Genomic DNA, 18,279 nt, shown 5'->3' with positions numbered 1-18,279 from the left:
GCATTAACAGGGCTATCCAAACGCCAATGTGGCCTCTAGATAACCCTGTTTATTCGTCTATATTATTATTTACAAACCAGCACTCGTTTCGCTAGGACGAAGAATGGCCGAGCCAATGGCTAGTAGAATCACGGCCATCAAACCCAGTATTAGCATGGGTAGCGCTAGGCTCTGCATACCCGCCCCAGTTGATAAGTTCTCCACCGCTTCAATCGCCCACTTCTGTGGTACAAAATTCGCTGCTTTCTGCATAATATCAGGCATGAAGGAAATGGGCCAAAAACATCCGCCAATCATACTTGTAGGTATAATAATCAAACTATTTAAAGTCCCCGTGTTTTGTGGATTGCGGATCAAACCAGCTACTGCACTCGCAAGCCCCATCGCCACAAGCATAAAAGCGCTCAAAACTAGAAAGTGTGGCAGTACAGAAACACCATAATCGTAGTTCAGTACCGAGCGAGTCAGGAACAACACCACAACAATTTGCATAAGCCCCACAATGAAGCTGCCTAGGAAGTTACCCAAAGCAATCTCCCACGCCCTTACGGGAGCACTAAACACCCTTGCCATCGTCCTACGGCTGCGATCCTCTACAATTCTAGTAACGGTGCTACTGACCAACCCCATCAAGAACATAAGCGTAAATCCTGTAACTGTTGTAATTCCTGGCTTAGGATATAATCTAAGGTCATTATCAACTGCGCTTATACGGTGTTTCTTGATCTCGTCCAGTACTCGCGAAAAGTTGACACTCACCTCACCCTGAGCTATCGCGGAAGCATTCACTCTTGCCGCAGTCGAAGACATCCCTGCTACTAGATTGTTAATATTTATTTTTATCGTAACCGTTGCTTCACTCATCTTCATTTCATAGGTTTGCAAAATCGGAGTATTCCCTGTTAGAACACCTTCCGTAAACCCAGAAGGGATCATAACGCCAACACTTCCTTTCAGCCCGATGAGATATTCCTTCATAACCTCTTCACTTTGGAACGACTTCAATACATAATCCGGTTTATTAGCCAATTCATCGAGCAGATACTCACTTGCTACACCTGTATCTTCATTGACATAGGCAATTTCTGCTCGGGTTATTTCTTCCCTTCCAAGCAAACCAACAACTGCAGCAATTACAATGCAAGGCAAGAAAATATGCGCTAATACGCCTTTTTTGGTTCCAATCGTTCGCTTAATTATATTCAACGCAATCGTAAAGCTATTCATGGTAACCCACCTTTCGGTACGACACCGTGCCTACCAGTAGCAAAATGACATTAAATAATCCTAATATCAACACATGCTGAAGTATTTCCCCAGTACTCGCATCCAGAATAATACGTATCATCCCTTGCAGCGCCCAGTGATTAATTGTAAATTCACCTAACTTCTCGATAATATCAACCGGAATCCGTTGAAAACCTCCGCTAAGAAAAGTCATTCCAACAATGATAACCTGAAAAATGGTCTGTGCGGACTCTGAAGATTTCGATAGAAGAGTTATGACTACTGCCATTAGCATCGCTGCCATAATGACCAATGCGCACAGAAGAATTAGATATATAGGATGTCTTCCCCAGTTCACACCGTATAGCCATGTAGTACCAAGAATAATGACTACAGCCTGAATGCTTGCGACTAGGCTATTTCCACCTATTTTCCCCAGAAAAATCTTCAGCGTGCTAATTGGCGTTGAGTTTAAACGATAGAGTGTCTTGTTCCTCTTCTCACTCTGAAGACTGCTACTTGCCGTAAGTCCAGAATAGAGCAAGAACATGATAAGCATCGACGCAGCATAATATTGGAAAGCTGAATAGGCATTACCCTCTTTATTAAGTGAAGCCATTTCAACATAGGATGTAGGAACATTTTGTGGTGCAGAATTGAGGGTATTAGGTCCAAGCACCATGGTTGAAGCTTGCACCCGATTCACCTCATCCAAATAAGATTCAAAGATCATCTCAGCCACATGATTTTTGGAGTGATCTTTCCCATAAATCATCTCCCATTTGACCGACTCACCTTTCATGACCTTGTCTGCAAAATCCGGCGGAATAACTACGGCAAAGTCACTATCGCCTGATTTAAGTGAGCTGATTGCTTCCTCACGATGATCACCGTGTTGAACCTTCAGCAGTTCACTTATCTCTGGAGTCTTAAGGAATTCATTCCACCCCACACTTGTTAAAGCTTCTTGCCCAGGAGACTCTACAATCATTGCTGTGACCGTATCTATCGGGGCATCATCTCCTAATGAAATCATCCCGGACAAGGCATTGCCCAGAATCAAAATCAGCACCATTGGAAGTAGAAATTGATTGAGCAGTACAACGCGCATTCGGATCAACATTCGGAGTTCAAACCATATAATATGCCACATCTTCATTACGATATCCCCCTAATCTCGCAACGTGCGCCCGGTCAGATTTAGGAATAGTGTCTCTAGCGTAGGCCGCTCGCACACTACAGAATGAATGACCACATCATGCTGTGCACAAATATACAGAATATCCTGAAGATCACTCTGTGAGGAGGCTGTATACAGCTCTAACACATTATCATGTTGGTGTAAGCTATTAATCCGTGGATGGAGTTTTAATTCCGCAAGAACCGCTTCCCCTATTCCCATTGCCGTCATGACAATTTTTTCTTCTCCTGCAACAAGGTCGCGTAGCTCCTCTTGGGTGCCACAAGCAATGACATGCCCCTGATCCATGATAGCTACTCGGTCGCAAATAGCTGACACCTCTTCCATATAATGACTCGTATAAATAATCGTAGATCCCATCCGATTTAATTCCCGTACTGACTCTAAAATATGATTGCGTGATTGCGGGTCTATCCCTACAGTTGGTTCATCCATAATAATCAATTTTGGGTGATGCATTATCGCGCAAGCAATATTTAACCGCCGTTTCATCCCCCCCGAGAATGTACGCGGCGCTTCTTTAGCTCGATCCTCAAGACCTACAAATCGTAACGCTTCGGTCACCCGCTCCTTGAGTTCACGCCCCCGAAGACCGTATAATTTCCCGAAAAACGTAATGTTATCTGCGGCTGACATCATCTCATATAACGCTAAATCCTGTGGAACGAGGCCTATCTTCTTCTTTACTTCCAATGGCCGATCTTTAACGGAAATTCCGTCCACAAGGATTTCACCTTGATCTAACTTAAGCAAACCTACGATCATGTTTATCGTCGTACTTTTCCCAGCACCATTGGGACCAAGTAACCCGAAGATCTCGCCCTCCTCTATACGTAAGTTGAGATGATCCACCGACAACTTATCTCCATAACGCTTACCGACATCGTTCACTTCTATAAATGCCATTAGTTTCTTCTCTCCCCCAAATGAGCTGATTTCCCAATTCCATGTGTTTATTGTATCAAGTCAGCTTTCATTACGAAGGTCCGAATGGTCATGAATTGAAGGTGACTATAGTCATCTCTTCGGCCAAAAATGATTATGCTATAATAACTCCATTGAAGTCATCCCTATAAACATGTCCATATCTCGAGTAAAGGGTGGGAATGATGTCTAAACATACTCTCCTTCCACTGATGTACGGAATGGTGTTGATTCCGGGAATTATCAACATCTTCTTACTAAAAGATATCTCTTACGAAATATTCGTTGTTCATATTCTATTATTTTTCACACTAGTTGTACTTGGCCGTTTTCTGAATAAAGAAGCGCACTTGACGTTGCTCTCCATTGTCGAGATCATTTTCTCCACCTGGTTATGTATGACATATGGAAATTTGATGTTCATCATTGCGCTTACTCCGTTATTTGTATACTTGCTTCTTCCTGTTATAATGGTTCGCTGGGTGATGCTTGGGATGCATCTAATTGCTATTAACTACGCCCTACTGAATCATCCCCCTGTTCTGATTGTAACCAGTAATATCTTCTTATTACTTATCACCGCCTTAGTAACCTTATTACAGCGATTAGAGCTTCGTAGGGAAGCAGCTCAACTTTTATATGACGAACTGCGCAAGAAACATTATGAGCTTGATGAATCCAAGAGCCGACTAGTCTTATTTAGCAAGCAAGTAGAGGGATTTGCTCAGGCAGAGGAACGCAGTAGAATCTCGCAGCAACTTCACGACGATGTTGGACATCGCATGATTCGAACCAAAATGATGATGGAAGCAGCACTTCAGATTATTCCAGCCGACCAGGACAAGGGAATGGACTTATTGAAGGAGATTCGCGATCAGTTAGCAACCGGACTGGATGAAATGCGTGCAACGGTTCGCCGAATGAGACCATCCCCACAAGTTACAGGGATGCACTCCCTAAGCCGAATGCTGGAGGAAATCGGTAGAGATACCGGTATCCTTACCTCTTTGACTGTGGAGGGGGTACCTTGTACCCTCTACCCTAGCCAAGAGATCATCCTGTATAAGAACGCGCGTGAAGCGGTGACGAATGCCCTAAGACACGGTCATGCTGAATCGATTGGAATTGTTATTCATTATAGAGACACGGAGGTTTGTATGTCGGTATGCAATGATGGCATTCTACCCGCGGGTAATCTCCAACTGAGTGCAGGACTTGGTCTAGCGGGGATGAAAGAACGATGTGACTTGGCCGGAGGGCATCTGGAATGGAGCCTAGAGCCCCGCTTCACCGTCACTACAAGACTTCCAATTACGTATCGCCAAGAGGTCAGATAAGAACAGGAGTGTTACACATGTCAAAGATCGCAGTGCTGATTGTAGACGATGATCCTTTTATTCGAGAGAGTTTAACACTTTTAATTGGAATGGATTCGGATATTGAAGTGATTGGATCTGCATCGAATGGAGCCGAAGCGGTAGATTTCTTACAACGCGGAGGACAACCGGATGTCGTGCTGATGGATATACGTATGCCAGTCTGTGATGGTGTAGAAGGAACTAGAAGAATCAAGGAGATTTCAGCTAACACTTCTGTTCTGATATTAACCACCTTCGATGACGACGAATTCATTCTCGAAGCACTACGCAATGGAGCTAGCGGTTATTTACTTAAAAATATTCCGCCGGATCGAATCATTCAAGGAATCAAAACGGTACAAAGCGGTAGTATGCTTATTCATCCCGATGTCGCCCGCAAACTGTCAGGGCTACTTCGTCCAGCGATGCCAACTCCACAAGTAAACAAACTATCTGTAGCGGGGCTGACAGCAACTGAGCTCAATGTTGTAACGCTAATTGCGGACGGGATGTCCAACAAAGAAATCGCACAGAACCTATTCCTGAGTGAAGGAACGGTTAAAAATTACATAACTGATATCCTGGGCAAACTTGGCGTCCGAGACCGAACACAAATTGCTATCCTCTATTGGAAAGAACAAACTCCATCTACAGACATTTAATTAGTTAATAATTTACATAATAAAAAAGCAGCCCTAATCGTAATAACGAGTAGGGTTGCTCAAATTCGATCGAATTACGATGAACTAGCGATCAATCTTTACGCCTTTCGGCAACGATTTATGATCGGAGTTAGTATTCACAAGTTGGGGGAGCATTTTAGTTCCCTTCACCATTTCAGAGGAACACAGAGGACATACCGGAGTGTAATCAAACGCAAAATTATCCCTCATCCATCCGTTGCAATCCTCACTGCTACAAGACCAAACCGGTGTACTCTCCTCAGGAATTTCTTCTAACGTTTTTTTACGGTAATTCATGCTTTTCCTCCTTCGGGTTTTGGAATGGGCCTATAAGATCCCGATACCCCAAAATAAACAAAAACTGCTCTTAACGCACGCGTTAAGAGCAGTTTAGCCTGCATTACAGTTTTACGACGTTTTCGGCTTGTGGTCCGCGGTTGCCTTGAACAACGTTGAATTGTACACGTTGGCCTTCGTCAAGCGTTTTAAAGCCTTCGCCGGTGATAGCACTGAAATGTACGAATACGTCATTTCCGCCTTCAACTTCGATAAAACCGAAGCCTTTTTCAGCGTTAAACCATTTTACTGTTCCTGTTTCCATGAGGGTACCTCCTAAAAAATATTAACATGCTCCTTTTTTACATAAAAAAATTCACATATTGAAAAAAGTTCCATTTACAAGAGTGACACTCTTTTCAATGTGTGAATATTGTTTTTTTTAATAACTCAAGTAAATTCATTATATCCTCCTTTTAAGTAAAAAGCAAATCCAGAATTAATAAATAAATTTACTCGTCATGTTTTATCTTACACTTCTTTTTAGGAATATTCAACTATTCAGCAGGCCTGCACGGCCGACCAAATAAATAGCCTTGAGCCAGTACTACACCACTGTTCAGGCAAAATTCGAAGTCTTCTCGTTGTTCTACTCCCTCTGCTAATACCTTCCCCCCAAATGCATACGCTTGCTGTATAATGAGCTTAATTTGCTCTTGTTTGAAAAGGTTACGACTACACCCGTTCACCAAGCTACGGTCGATCTTAATATAGTCAGGCCGTAGAGCATTCATCTCCTCTAGTGTAGAATAACCCGATCCCACATCATCAAGAGCCATCGAAATCCCCATATTACGGCACACTTTAAAAATACTTTTCAAATGAGACATGTGTGTAATTCGTTCAGTCTCGACGACTTCAAACACAAAATCTCGCGGGTCGAGCGACATTTTCTCCATCGCCGCAAACGTTTGATTTAAGCATTGATTGGGGTTCTCGATTGAAGACGGCAAAAAATTAATAAACCGCTTTATTCCGCGGGGTAAATGCCGCGCACTGGTCTCAATAGCCGTCAACCTAGCTGCCTGATCAAGCTGAGACTGAAGTCCCGTCTCCCGCGCCACATCAAATAGATCACTTGGTCTAAAGTGATCCTTACTCAGTGAAGGCCGAAGTAGAAATTCATACCCAATAGTCTCTTCTAAAATATTCACAATAGGTTGCATATGACTCTCGAAGCATTTGTTCACGATAATATTTATAATTCGGCGACGCTTCATACGAGACTCCATTTGAGGTAAGGAAAACCACAGCGGAGATCGATTCTGCTGGTCGCCTGTAATCAAGCTGCCCATAAGTATTTCTCCAGTTAAAGAGCTATAGTCAAGCGCACAGCCAAGCAGATGAAATGCTTCATCCCATGACAAGTAATTATACTGACAACCAAGCACACTGCTATCACGAATACATCCCTGGTCTTCCATAAAAGTCATCAATGGCATCGAACACGGACGAAACGAAATAGCTCCCTGATCGACAAGTACCGCATGAATGCCATGATCACTACGCAACATGTTAATCCCCCTAGAGTCACTTTAGCAGTTGATGAGGAAAATTATAACATAACCCAAATATATCTTAGAGTGACCTTAGTCTCTTTATCAAATACGAAAAAAATAGACCAGTAGAAATCTCGATTACAGATTTTCCAGCTAGTCTATTTATTGGTTTAATATAATTCCTTCCATTACTCCATTAATAAATATTTAGAGTTTCATCGGAAAGTTTCATAAATGCATGCACTACATTAGGATCAAATTGGGTACCTGCATGCCGCAGTAATTCTAATTTGGCTTCACTAGTACGCATTTTACTTCCATAAGGTCTGTCTGATAACATAGAATCGAATGCGTCAATAACGGCACATATTCGTGCATGCACTGGAATCTGTTCCATACTTAAGCCTTCTGGATATCCTCTACCATCCCACCGTTCATGATGATGTCGAATTAACCCGAGAATGTCCCCGCTAAGTCCAGTGTTCATTTCAACCATTTCTGCCCCTAGTATGGGATGCATCTTAATAATATCCCATTGCTTCCTAGTTAACGGGGCTCGCTGAAGAACGAGCTCACGAGGAATCATTGCTTTGCCAATATCATGTAAAAAGCAGCCTCGAATCAGTTGATCCTTATCCGCACTACTTAACTCTAATGGAATTGCTATTTTTTCAGCTAAAATGGCCACCCTAACACAATGCTGATAAGTCTCTGGATGTTTCCGCCATAACATACTAATCCACTTGGCAGCATCCGGTTCCCTATCTATATTCTGTTTCTCAGCTCCGTTTGGAACAGTCACCACAGTCCTTTGCCTCCTAAAACTAAGTCGTACTTACTTATCGTAGCTTGTATGACCCCTCTCGTCCCATTCTCCCCTTTTTAGTATTTACAGGCGGAAATTGGATATCTTGCACTTACAACTATACGCCATATTTTACAAAATAAACAGTCGAAATTTAGCATCTCTTGTCGGAAATATCGATTATATTATAGGATAAAAAGGGAATTATAACATAGACATACTTACAGTGAAATTAATATAAACGAAGTCACTTTTTTAAAAACAAACCCCAACACTCATCATCAGCAGCATAAATACCCTCCTACTGGAGGCGGTTCATATAAACGCAAAAAAGCGCCTGCTTTTCGCAGACGCCTTAAATGCAGCAGCAGAAAACCTATTCTGCTTTAGACAACATCATATCCTTGTTCTTCGATGGCTTCTTTAATGGCTTCAACCGTCAGCTTACTTTCATCGAAAGAAACACTAACACTTTTCGCCCCTAGATCAACCTTCGCTTCTGCGCCGAGACCAGCAACAGCACCCTCTACGGATTTAACACAATGACCACATGACATACCTTCTACGTTCAAAGTAATATTTTGCATGAATAATTCCTCCTAAAAGTTTTGTTAGCATTACTTCATTGAATATTGTTCGTACAAAACTTACATCGTAAGCATAAGCTTAAAGTTTTGTTAGCATTACTTCATGAATATGGATCGTACAAAACTCACATCGGAAGCATAAGCTCAAAGTTTTGTTAGCATTACTCCCAATATTATTTCATTAACTTGTTCATCGTAACCAACAACTCATCAACAACATCTTCTTCTCCAGCCTGAATGCGTTCTATTACACAGCTCTTCATATGGCCTTCGAGGAGTAGACGCGCCACACTATTCAGGGCGGACTGGGCAGCGGCAATTTGATTTAGTACGTCATCGCAGTAGGTGTCCTTCTCGATCAATCCTTTGATTCCGCGAATCTGTCCTTCAATTCTGTTTAAGCGGCTCGTCAGATTACTCTTAGTCGCTTCCGAATGATGACTGTTTCTGATCCGTTTGCCGTCCTCTTGACCTTCTTCCCTAGCACAATGCGATGAAAGAGGATGACTCTCCTTCTCCATATAAACCCTCCTCACAAAACCCATTAGCTTTTCCCTACAAATCCATTATTACATACCCCCTAGGGGTATGTAAAGTGCGAGTTTCATTTTTATTAATATCTTCTTTAATAGATTGGAATATTCATTCAAAGTGAACAACTCGAATAAATGATCCCACCTCTCTATCACACCAGCACACAAAAAAATCACCCTGCACGCAGCACATCTGCATACAAGGTGATCTTTATAACTTGAACTCATTCAATTATTTACTATTGTATTACTTGATCTGGTAGCCCCAAATCATCGTAAACAATGTACCAAATATGGTGATTAAACCAACCAATAACGCATATCCGAGATTTGTGTATAGCGCTGTTTTCGATTTATTCTCACCAATGTGCATGAACATGAACAACTGAACTGACATCTGAACGGCTGCACAAATCAGCAGGATGGTTAATCCCAGAGCTACAGACATATCCCAAAGTATTACGGACAATGCAACGACTGAAAGGATAAGTGAAAATAGATATCCCATCACGTGTTGAATCGGGAATAGCTTTTTCATATCACATCAGTCCTTTCAAATATACAAAACTGAAAATGAAGATCCAGACAACGTCAAGGAAATGCCAGTATAGTGAGAAAATAAACGATTTATTTGACGTTTCTAAAGTGTAACCTTCGCGTCTGATTTGTAGCATAAGGCCACCGCCCCACAGCAATCCCATTAAAACGTGTAGTCCGTGTGTCCCTAGAAGAACAAACAAGCTGGACAAGAACGCACTGGTTTGAAGTGTAGCACCTTCATTTACATATGTTACAAATTCCATAATTTCTACACCGAGGAACCCTAGTCCCAATAACAACGTGATTCCAAAGAACACCATCGAAGGTTTCTTCAGTCCAAGTCGCATACTATGCACTGCAAGACCGCAGGTAAAACTACTAGTCAAGAGCAGGAATGTTTCAATGAGTACCGGCCCGATTTCAAAGATTTCCTTGGCATCAGGTCCACTCCCAGTACGAGTCCAAAGTGTCAAGTAGACAGCAAACAGAGTTGAGAAGAGCACAATTTCCGCTCCAAGAAACAACCAGAACCCGAGAATTCGATTACTGTTCTCTTCTGATCTATATTCCATTGGCAAAGTATTGTCTAATTTCATGACTGTTCACCCCGCAATCGTTGTTCCGTCTCCTTAATTTCTTTGACAGAAATATGACGTCCATGATCGCGTTCGAATGAACGTACCGCGAGCATGATCACAATACCAATTCCGAATACTATCGAAGGAACCCACCAGCTGAATACCATACAGAATCCGAAGGCCATGAAAATCATCCCTAGGATAAATGGCTGTCCACTGTTGTTCGGCATATGAATTTCTTCATATTCTCCTTCAGTTAACGGTTGTCCTGTCTTCTTAGAATTCCAGAAAGGATCTAGTCCGTCCACTTTAGGAATGAGTGCAAAGTTGTACTCTGGAACTGGACTTGGCGTGCTCCATTCCAACGTACGTGCATCCCACGGATCGCCCGTAGTATCTCTCGGAGCATAACGGAAACTCCAGTAAATGTTATATACCAGATATACAAATCCAAGAGCCAGACCGACAGCACCGATTGATGCAAGCATATTTAATGGACCAAAACCTGTTTCTGCCGAATACGTGAAAGTCCGGCGTGTCATTCCTTTAAGGCCCAAGAAGAACAATGGCAAGAAAGTCACGTTGAAGCTGACAGCGATTAGCCAGAAAGCACGTTTACCTTGCTTATCATTCAATCTAAATCCGAACAATTTCGGGAACCAATAGTAGAAGCCTGCAAGTACTGCAAATACTGTGCCTGGGATTAATACATAGTGGAAGTGAGCTACCAGGAACATTGTATTATGATACTGGTAATCGGCACTTGCCATAGCAAGCATGACACCTGTTACGCCACCGATCGTAAAGATCGGAATGAAAGCAAGTGAATACAACATAGGAGTCGTAAATTCGATCTTGCCCTTTCGGAGCGTAAACAGCCAGTTAAATATTTTAACCCCAGTAGGTACTGCAATGGCCATCGTTGAGATGGAGAAGAAGCCATTGACCGTAACACCATGACCCATTGTATAGAAGTGATGCGCCCATACAAGGAACGACAATAGCGAAATGATAACCATACTGTATACCATCGATTTGTAACCATACAGATTTTTACGAGAGAACGTTGAGATAATCTCACTATAAATACCAAATGCTGGCAATATTACGATGTAAACCTCAGGATGGCCCCATACCCAGAACAAGTTCGCCCAGAGCATATCCATTCCACCGTTTGCCATCGTAAAGAACTGCGCACCGAACATACGGTCAAACATCATCAAAGCTAGCGAAACCGTAAGCACCGGGAATGCGAACAAAATAATGACGTTCGTGATTAATACTGACCACGTGAACATCGGCATACGCATTAACTTCATACCAGGCGCACGCATTTTAAGAATCGTAACTAAGAAGTTTACACTTGTTAGCAAGGTACCTATCCCTGCAATCTGCAGTGCAATTGAGTAATAGTTATTACCTACAGTCGGACTAAGTTCAATACTCGCTAGCGGGAAGTAAGCAGTCCATCCTGCATCCGGGGAACCCCCGATTACGAATGATATATTTAATAGCATTGCACCCGCGAAGAACAACCAGAAGCTGACAGCGTTTAATCGAGGGAAAGCTACGTCGCGAGCACCAATTTGTAGCGGTATTACGACGTTCATCAATCCTATAACGAAAGGCATAGCCATAAATAGAATCATGATAAGTCCGTGTGTAGTAAATATCTCATTATAATGCTGCGCGTCCAAAAGCCCATTCTCTGGAATGGCAAGTTGGGCTCTCATTAGCAACCCGTCCATACCACCGCGGAATAACATGAGTAATGCAGCGATAATGTACATGATACCGATTTTCTTATGGTCAACAGTCGTTAACCATTCACGCCACAAGTAGCCCCATTTCTTAAAATAGGTCAACCCAACGACGATCGCGAGTGAAGCTAGAACGATACTAGCCATCGCCCCGTAAATCATCGGTTCTCCTGTGACGAAAAATTCATCCCATTTCATTTAAAATATACCCCCTTCCAGTAGTTTCAGTTGCCGTTCGTCGCATTTTCCTCTGAATGATCCATGTTAGAATGGTCCATGTCCATTTCAGAGTGGTCCATCTCCGTGCTAGAATCAGAATCTGAGGAACCCCCATGATCATGTCCCGCATTCTCACCCTCAGGTGGCGGGTTAAACTCTAAATGCGTTGATTTATAGGTCTTTCTACCAGCAAAATTCATTTCTAAAAGAGAATTGAATTCTTCTTCGGTTAGATCCGAAGCCGTATCCTTGACTTCTTTAACCCATTCTGCGTATTCAGTAGGCGACATCGCTAAAGCTTCAAACTCCATTTGCGAGAAGCCTTTTCCGGAGAAGTTAGCATTCTTACCAACATAAGAACCCGGTTGCTCTGCCAGAAGATGTAGGGTATTAACCATATCGCTCATCGCGTACTTCTGACCACCAAGCTGCGGAATCCACAAACTCGATATTGCACCGTATGAGTACAATCGAAACTCTATCGGGCGATGGGTAGGGATATTAACGTAATTTACCGTTTCAATTCCTTCCTCAGGATAGCTAAAGTGCCATTTCCAATCCGAGGATGCGGCATAAATAACTAGTGGTTTCTCATTCTCATAACCTGCAGCAACATTCTCAACTGCACTTGTACTCCGTACCGTAACAACAGACAGCACAGTAACAATGATGATAGGTATGACAATCCAAACCATTTCTAACAACCAATTCCCCTCTTCATGAGGTGGCTCATAATCTGGTGCCGCTTTGGACGCACGGTACTTAGTAATTATGAAGATATACAAAACATAAACAACCAGTAGTATAATCGCCATTACTATCATTGAAAAAATAATGACTTCAGATTGAGTCTTGGCCGCCGGACCTTTCGGGTTTAATACAGCTAGTGAATTACAACCGGTCAGGAGAACAAGAAGCGCTGAAAAAACTACAAGCAGCAACCCTTTCCTTTTCATAGGATACTGATACCCCTTTCTCTAAATATCATCTTCCCGATCACATCGGAATGACTTTGTCTTACATCTAAGTTCTATGTTATGAAAGCACCAAATTAAATACAAATCATAGAGAAAGTAAATTATGTAATATATTTACAAATGTAATCATCTATATTGCTCCCACATTGAATTTATACCCCGTTTACGTCCATATTCGGTCATATTTCAGCAAATATCACGATTTCGATAATTGTTCACATTAATCATCATAAACGCATAAGTTCGGAAAATTGTCATATTATAAACATCGATTGTGATTATTATCACTTATTAAATGAAATAATCATCAATCACCTCTTTTGTTTTAGGTGTTTGATGACTATTTCATTCCGTTTATTCAGTTCGTGTTTACTTCGCCAGACTCTGGATCAAAAGAGAAAAAGACATCTCTCCCCTCCATTTCCGCAAGGAATATTAATTTCTCATTATTCCAGAGTCGCGTGGTAATCTCTCCTGGCTCTGCTCCCCCAACTAACTGGGAAATTAACGTCATTTTATGGCTCCGCAGGTTCAACCTTTGAATATCCGTAGACTTCCGGGTCATGACCATAAGGATATTCCTTTTTACGTCGATAGTAATCGATGACCGTATTACGGCTAACTGTCATTAACCATGGTTTCCATTGATCCGGCGCTAATGTACCTATGACATCGATTCTTTGAAATACTTTACGAAAAATCTCACTTACTAAATCATCTGTAACCCATCGATCTCCTGTCTTGAACAAGACAAATCGATAAACACCATCGAAATGTTGATCATATATACGCTCAAAATTCTCATGCAACCGGTAAGCACCTCCTCATGAGTATTAATCGAATCAGCACTACGAAAAGTATCAACCACTTTAAAATCAATTTTTATAAAAAATTATGTATAGCGACGCAAGTATGTTTGTCCAACACAAAAAAAACCGCAAGAACATAGGATTCCTGCGGTTTAGAATTGATTTATGAAGAAACGAATAGCCTAATTCTACAAAAGTTCTTTGCGAAGCTGCTCTGGCGACTTCGGTGAGAGTAAACCAAAAGGGATGTCGAATACTGTCTTAGCTCCGGCTTGTCCATCTTTGGATAACTTGTATACCGCACGCGTATAGGCTACAAGAACACTGGCAGTGAATTCTGGATTACTATCGAGTTTCAATCCAAATTCAATAATCTGCGTATTGTTCTCACCTGTGCGTCCACTTCTCAACACCGTACCACCGTGAGGCATTGCAGAGTGATTGCTCTTCAATTCCTCTTCACTAATAAAATTAACAGTTGTCACATAATCAGCGAAATAGTTAGGCATCTCTTTAATCTCACGTTCGATCTTCGCTTTATCTGCGCCTTCTTCGACAACAACGTAGCACTCACGAAGATGCTTATCTTTCGTAGTTAACACAGGGTCCTCACCTTTACGAACACTCTCTACCACGGATTCTACAGGAATCGTATATTGGACACCATTCTTTACGCCCTCAACACGACGAATCGCATCGGAGTGGCCTTGGCTAACGCCCTTGCCCCAGAATGTATACTCTTTACCTTCAGGAAGCACCGACTCTGCTAGCAAGCGATTTAACGAGAATAAACCTGGATCCCAGCCAGTAGAAATTACACTTACGTTACCACCTTGAAGTGCCGCCGCGTTAACTTTATCGAAATACCCAGGAATGTTTGCATGGGTATCAAAGCTGTCAACAGTGTTAAACAACGCTGCAAGCTCTGGACCTTGCTCTGGAAGATCAGTAGCCGAACCGCCACAAAGAATCAATACATCGATATCACCTTTATACTTCTCTACTTCCGAAATATGTACGACTCCGTTTCCAGCCGCCACATCGTCCGGATTTCTTCTTGAAAAAATTGCACGTAGTTCGAAATCCGGGTTTTGTTTCAGCGCTTTTTCCACGCCACGCCCTAAGTTTCCGTATCCTACAATACCTACTTTAATCGTTGTTGACACTAACGTTTCCTCCTTAAAATACAATCTGTTATCATTTTATCTTACTCTTGTTCATTTTTAAATAACTAACATAAAAAGTAAACAACTTTTCCACTGTATATAGTCGGGATGTACTATCATTCTACATATTTATACACGTACATTTCCAGTCCACATATATTTATAACCCGTTATAGGCATGTTCATTCGGGAAGAATAGTTGTACAATGATTACCGTCACATATTACACCCATAGATAAGGAGATTTGATGATGAATAGATTCAAAAACCGTTTTATCAGCTCTTTCACCATCGCCACAGTTGTATTGTTACTGTTCTCTGGTATAGCCAGCGCGCATGTCACTGTAAGCCCTGGAGTTTCTTCTCCTGGTGCATGGGAGACCTACAGCATCAAAATTCCAGTTGAGAAGGACATTCCGACCGTCAAAATTTCACTTGAAATACCAAGTGGTATGGAATTTCAACAATATCGCCCAGTGCCCGATTGGACAGTAGAGTTGGTCAAAAATGATACAGGTTTAATAACGATGATCACATGGTCTGCTGAAGGGGATGGGATACAACCCGGTCAATTCCAGCAGTTTGAATTTGTAGCTAAGAACCCTAAAGAAGAGAGCCACTTAGCGTGGGATGCTTATCAATATTATAGTGATGGAAGTATTGTAGAATGGACTGGCGCAGAGAACGAGAAGAACCCTCATTCAATTACAATGGTGACTACCGAAACAGGCACTGAAATGACAGGTGGCCATAACCATACTAGTGGAAGCGCCTCCTCAGGCAATACTGCTACTCCAGCTAGAGAAGCGACACAAGGTGGTTCTACAGCTGCAGGTACAACGAGCATCGTGCTGTCCTCGGTAGCATTACTTATCGCACTCATAGCCTTCTGGATCTCTTTACGCTCCGCTAAGAAGTCAACTTAGTCATACATGCTGAAACAACAATGAACCTCCTGAATCGCCCATAGAGCCGATTCGGAGGTTCTTTATTTTACACAGTAGCACCAAACTAGAGTTTGATTGCCCTCTGCTTGTTATATCGCTCCAATTGGAGTTTCATTTCCTGGATCACTCTCGATCCTCTTTTCATCAGGTGCAATTTTAAGCATACAGAGTAATGCAAGCAGCATACCACCAGTAGCACTAATAAAGAGTGCAGAATATCCAAATGTATCGATTAATAGGCCAAGCAAAGGTGGAGATGTAATTGCAGCTAGTGAAGATACGAAGTAATAGATCCCTGTCCGAGTACCGATACTCTCCTCACGCCCTGTCGATACAATCCAAGGATATGAATTAATATTAATACACGCCCAGAAGAGACCTCCAATAATAAGAAACACCCGCAACCAAAGGACAGACTGGATGAATATTAATGATCCGAAAATTACCATAAGACCAACAACACCGATTAAGATAATTTTCTTCTTCCCAAATTTAGCCCCAAGCCAACCACTCGGCAGAGCAAAAACAAGGAAAGCAAGTGAAAAGAACGTCAATGAGAAGGAAGCAGCGCTATCCGACATTCCTAATTGATTTTTACCATATAAGGTAAATAGGGCTTCGACTCCCTGATAAGCAACAAACCAGAAGAAGATAGCAGCCAAAATGAATACCGTCTTCTTGTCTAATTGTTCCCGAATCCGCACTGGATTTTTCGGTTTCACTTCTGAAGGATTTATAGTCGCTAAAGTTATAGGCTCCTTAATCACCGCTTTAAGCACAAACATGGAGAATAACATCACAAGCCCTGCACAAAGGAACGGAAGATAAGACCCCATCCCGTACAATTTAGAACCAATACCAAATGCAAGTACCGACCCCAGCCCGCCCATAAAATTAATGACTCCATTTGCCTTTGTACGCAGGTGATCCGGTGTAATGTCAGGCATCAGTGCGACCGTTGGAGAACGGAATAAGCTCATAGATAAGTTCATCAACACCATAAATATAACTAATGTAATGAACCCTGTATGTAAAGGAATTAGTGTGGCAAAAACAGCACCCAGTGGCATTCCGATTAACAAATAGGGCATCCGTCGCCCGTATTTGGAATTCGTCTTGTCACTACGGTGACCAATCCATGGCTGCAAAAACATCGCAAAATAATTATCAATCGTCATCATAAACCCGATCATCGCCGTACTCTTTAAATAGTTGTCCAAAAACAATGGAACAAACGCATTATACAAAGCCCAGGTTATGCTGATGCTAAAAAAACCAAGACCAAGCAGCCAAGTCTTTTTCACCCCATCACACTCCTAATAATTATAAAAGTTCTGCCAAACGGTCTGGATAATCTGTAATGATTCCGGCTACTCCCGCCTTAATTAGTGCTTTCATTTCACTTTGCTCGTTAACAGTAAATGCATGATAAACTACTCCCTGCTCCGCAGCAGCTGCGACGAGTTCTGGAATTACGGCAAACTTATTGGCATGCAGTGCATCTGCTCCTATCCGCTTTGCATAATCCCATGGCTCATATAAACCTTCCATATACAGAATGCCTGTACGGATTTCCGGCGCAAGCTTCTTACATTCCACCAAAGAATAATGATTAAAACTAGAAATAATAACTCGTTCCGACATTTCATATCTTTGCACTGTCTCAATTACTTTTTTCTCGATATCGGGATACATGACGATACCATTCTTAAGTTCCAAATTAATGATGGTTTCACTGGATTTCACAAGCTCTAATAGTTCCTCAAGTGTAGGAATTTGCTCTCCACGGTAATCTTCATGAAACCACGAACCAGCTTCATGCGATTTCACTTCCTCTAATGTCAAATCCTTTACCCATGCCGCAACCCCTGCCGTACGGTGCAGGTTCTCATCATGAATCAATATCAAATGTCCATCCTTCGTCACTTGTACATCCGTCTCAATCCCAGTTGCTCCAAGTTCTAGGGCACGGGCAAATGAAATCATCGTGTTCTCCGGGTAGAGTCCTGCTGCCCCGCGATGCGCAAAATTAATTATGTTAGTAGTCAAAATTTCGTCCTCCTTAAATAACATCATGCTACCTTATTGTAATTTAACATTGTTAAATCTGTATAAAGGAGAGGCGCTTTA

21 protein-coding genes are annotated in these 18,279 nt (G+C 42.0%); 3 read left to right on the top strand and 18 right to left on the bottom strand.

Features of this window, described 5'->3' with window-relative positions:
* Positions 1-69 precede the first annotated feature (69 nt).
* Genes NST85_RS02995 through NST85_RS02985 form a run of 3 tightly spaced genes read right to left on the bottom strand, consistent with a single transcriptional unit; the run spans position 70 to position 3,334 of the window.
* Positions 70-1,227, bottom strand: a complete 1,158-nt coding sequence (locus NST85_RS02995) for an ABC transporter permease (RefSeq protein ID WP_341188501.1) — start codon at positions 1,225-1,227, stop codon at positions 70-72.
* Positions 1,220-2,386, bottom strand: coding sequence for an ABC transporter permease (locus NST85_RS02990; RefSeq protein WP_341188500.1), 1,167 nt, complete (start codon positions 2,384-2,386; stop codon positions 1,220-1,222). The genes NST85_RS02995 and NST85_RS02990 overlap by 8 nt, the downstream gene beginning before the upstream one ends.
* A 12-nt stretch (positions 2,387-2,398) precedes the next feature.
* A complete protein-coding gene (locus NST85_RS02985; protein ID WP_127190003.1) occupies positions 2,399-3,334 on the bottom strand; it encodes an ABC transporter ATP-binding protein in 936 nt (311 codons plus the stop codon).
* A 200-nt stretch (positions 3,335-3,534) separates the two neighbouring features.
* On the opposite strand from NST85_RS02985, the gene NST85_RS02980 reads away from it, so the two are divergent.
* On the top strand, positions 3,535-4,689 hold the full coding sequence (locus NST85_RS02980) for a sensor histidine kinase (protein WP_127190002.1): 1,155 nt from the start codon (positions 3,535-3,537) through the stop codon (positions 4,687-4,689).
* A gap of 17 nt (positions 4,690-4,706) precedes the next feature.
* Positions 4,707-5,372 (top strand): response regulator, encoded by a 666-nt coding sequence (locus tag NST85_RS02975; protein ID WP_127190001.1) that lies wholly within the window; start codon positions 4,707-4,709, stop codon positions 5,370-5,372.
* Positions 5,373-5,456: 84 nt separating this feature from the next.
* Here NST85_RS02975 and NST85_RS02970 read toward each other — a convergent pair whose 3' ends face one another.
* From NST85_RS02970 to NST85_RS02910, 13 genes are all read right to left on the bottom strand, one after another.
* The gene (locus NST85_RS02970) at positions 5,457-5,690 is read right to left on the bottom strand and encodes a cold-shock protein (protein WP_127190000.1); all 234 of its coding nucleotides are present in this window, start codon (positions 5,688-5,690) and stop codon (positions 5,457-5,459) included.
* A 103-nt stretch (positions 5,691-5,793) separates the two neighbouring features.
* Positions 5,794-5,994, bottom strand: coding sequence for a cold-shock protein (locus NST85_RS02965; RefSeq protein WP_009223993.1), 201 nt, complete (start codon positions 5,992-5,994; stop codon positions 5,794-5,796).
* Positions 5,995-6,226: 232 nt separating this feature from the next.
* A complete protein-coding gene (locus NST85_RS02960; RefSeq protein WP_127189999.1) occupies positions 6,227-7,243 on the bottom strand; it encodes an EAL domain-containing protein in 1,017 nt (338 codons plus the stop codon).
* A gap of 181 nt (positions 7,244-7,424) precedes the next feature.
* A complete protein-coding gene (locus NST85_RS02955; RefSeq protein WP_246053928.1) occupies positions 7,425-8,033 on the bottom strand; it encodes an HD-GYP domain-containing protein in 609 nt (202 codons plus the stop codon).
* Positions 8,034-8,419: 386 nt separating this feature from the next.
* Positions 8,420-8,620 carry a copper ion binding protein gene (locus tag NST85_RS02950; RefSeq protein WP_127189998.1) on the bottom strand — a complete coding sequence of 67 codons (201 nt, stop codon included), beginning with the start codon at positions 8,618-8,620 and terminating at the stop codon, positions 8,420-8,422.
* A 173-nt stretch (positions 8,621-8,793) separates the two neighbouring features.
* Positions 8,794-9,141, bottom strand: coding sequence for a metal-sensitive transcriptional regulator (locus NST85_RS02945; RefSeq protein WP_127189997.1), 348 nt, complete (start codon positions 9,139-9,141; stop codon positions 8,794-8,796).
* A gap of 259 nt (positions 9,142-9,400) precedes the next feature.
* On the bottom strand, positions 9,401-9,691 hold the full coding sequence (gene qoxD, locus NST85_RS02940) for a cytochrome aa3 quinol oxidase subunit IV (RefSeq protein ID WP_127189996.1): 291 nt from the start codon (positions 9,689-9,691) through the stop codon (positions 9,401-9,403).
* Position 9,692: 1 nt separating this feature from the next.
* Complete coding sequence (gene qoxC / locus NST85_RS02935) at positions 9,693-10,289, bottom strand: cytochrome aa3 quinol oxidase subunit III (protein ID WP_127189995.1); 597 nt, start codon at positions 10,287-10,289, stop codon at positions 9,693-9,695.
* Positions 10,286-12,229 carry a cytochrome aa3 quinol oxidase subunit I gene (gene qoxB, locus NST85_RS02930; RefSeq protein WP_127189994.1) on the bottom strand — a complete coding sequence of 648 codons (1,944 nt, stop codon included), beginning with the start codon at positions 12,227-12,229 and terminating at the stop codon, positions 10,286-10,288. Before qoxB ends, qoxC begins: the two co-directional genes overlap by 4 nt.
* Before the next feature lie 26 nt (positions 12,230-12,255).
* Positions 12,256-13,206, bottom strand: coding sequence for a cytochrome aa3 quinol oxidase subunit II (gene qoxA, locus NST85_RS02925; protein WP_127189993.1), 951 nt, complete (start codon positions 13,204-13,206; stop codon positions 12,256-12,258).
* Positions 13,207-13,585: 379 nt separating this feature from the next.
* Positions 13,586-13,741 carry a hypothetical protein gene (locus tag NST85_RS02920; protein ID WP_341188499.1) on the bottom strand — a complete coding sequence of 52 codons (156 nt, stop codon included), beginning with the start codon at positions 13,739-13,741 and terminating at the stop codon, positions 13,586-13,588.
* Position 13,742: 1 nt separating this feature from the next.
* Positions 13,743-14,036 (bottom strand): RNA polymerase sigma factor, encoded by a 294-nt coding sequence (locus tag NST85_RS02915; protein WP_127189992.1) that lies wholly within the window; start codon positions 14,034-14,036, stop codon positions 13,743-13,745.
* Between the two features lie 188 nt (positions 14,037-14,224).
* Complete coding sequence (locus tag NST85_RS02910; protein WP_127189991.1) at positions 14,225-15,202, bottom strand: diaminopimelate dehydrogenase; 978 nt, start codon at positions 15,200-15,202, stop codon at positions 14,225-14,227.
* A gap of 248 nt (positions 15,203-15,450) precedes the next feature.
* On the opposite strand from NST85_RS02910, the gene NST85_RS02905 reads away from it, so the two are divergent.
* Positions 15,451-16,128: a YcnI family copper-binding membrane protein gene (locus NST85_RS02905; RefSeq protein WP_341188498.1), complete on the top strand. Its 678-nt coding sequence runs from the start codon at positions 15,451-15,453 to the stop codon at positions 16,126-16,128.
* A 110-nt stretch (positions 16,129-16,238) separates the two neighbouring features.
* Here NST85_RS02905 and NST85_RS02900 read toward each other — a convergent pair whose 3' ends face one another.
* Entirely contained in the window at positions 16,239-17,453 is a 1,215-nt protein-coding gene (locus NST85_RS02900) for an SLC45 family MFS transporter (RefSeq protein WP_127189990.1), read from the bottom strand.
* A gap of 19 nt (positions 17,454-17,472) precedes the next feature.
* The gene (locus tag NST85_RS02895) at positions 17,473-18,222 is read right to left on the bottom strand and encodes a glycerophosphodiester phosphodiesterase (protein WP_341191061.1); all 750 of its coding nucleotides are present in this window, start codon (positions 18,220-18,222) and stop codon (positions 17,473-17,475) included.
* Positions 18,223-18,279: the final 57 nt, after the last annotated feature.

It is taken from the genome of Paenibacillus sp. FSL K6-2524 (genome assembly GCF_038005525.1).
GTDB classification, from domain to species: domain Bacteria; phylum Bacillota; class Bacilli; order Paenibacillales; family Paenibacillaceae; genus Fontibacillus; species Fontibacillus anaericanus.
The sequence above is the reverse complement of the archived record's forward strand: the minus strand, read 5'-3'. Positions and strand labels throughout refer to the sequence as shown.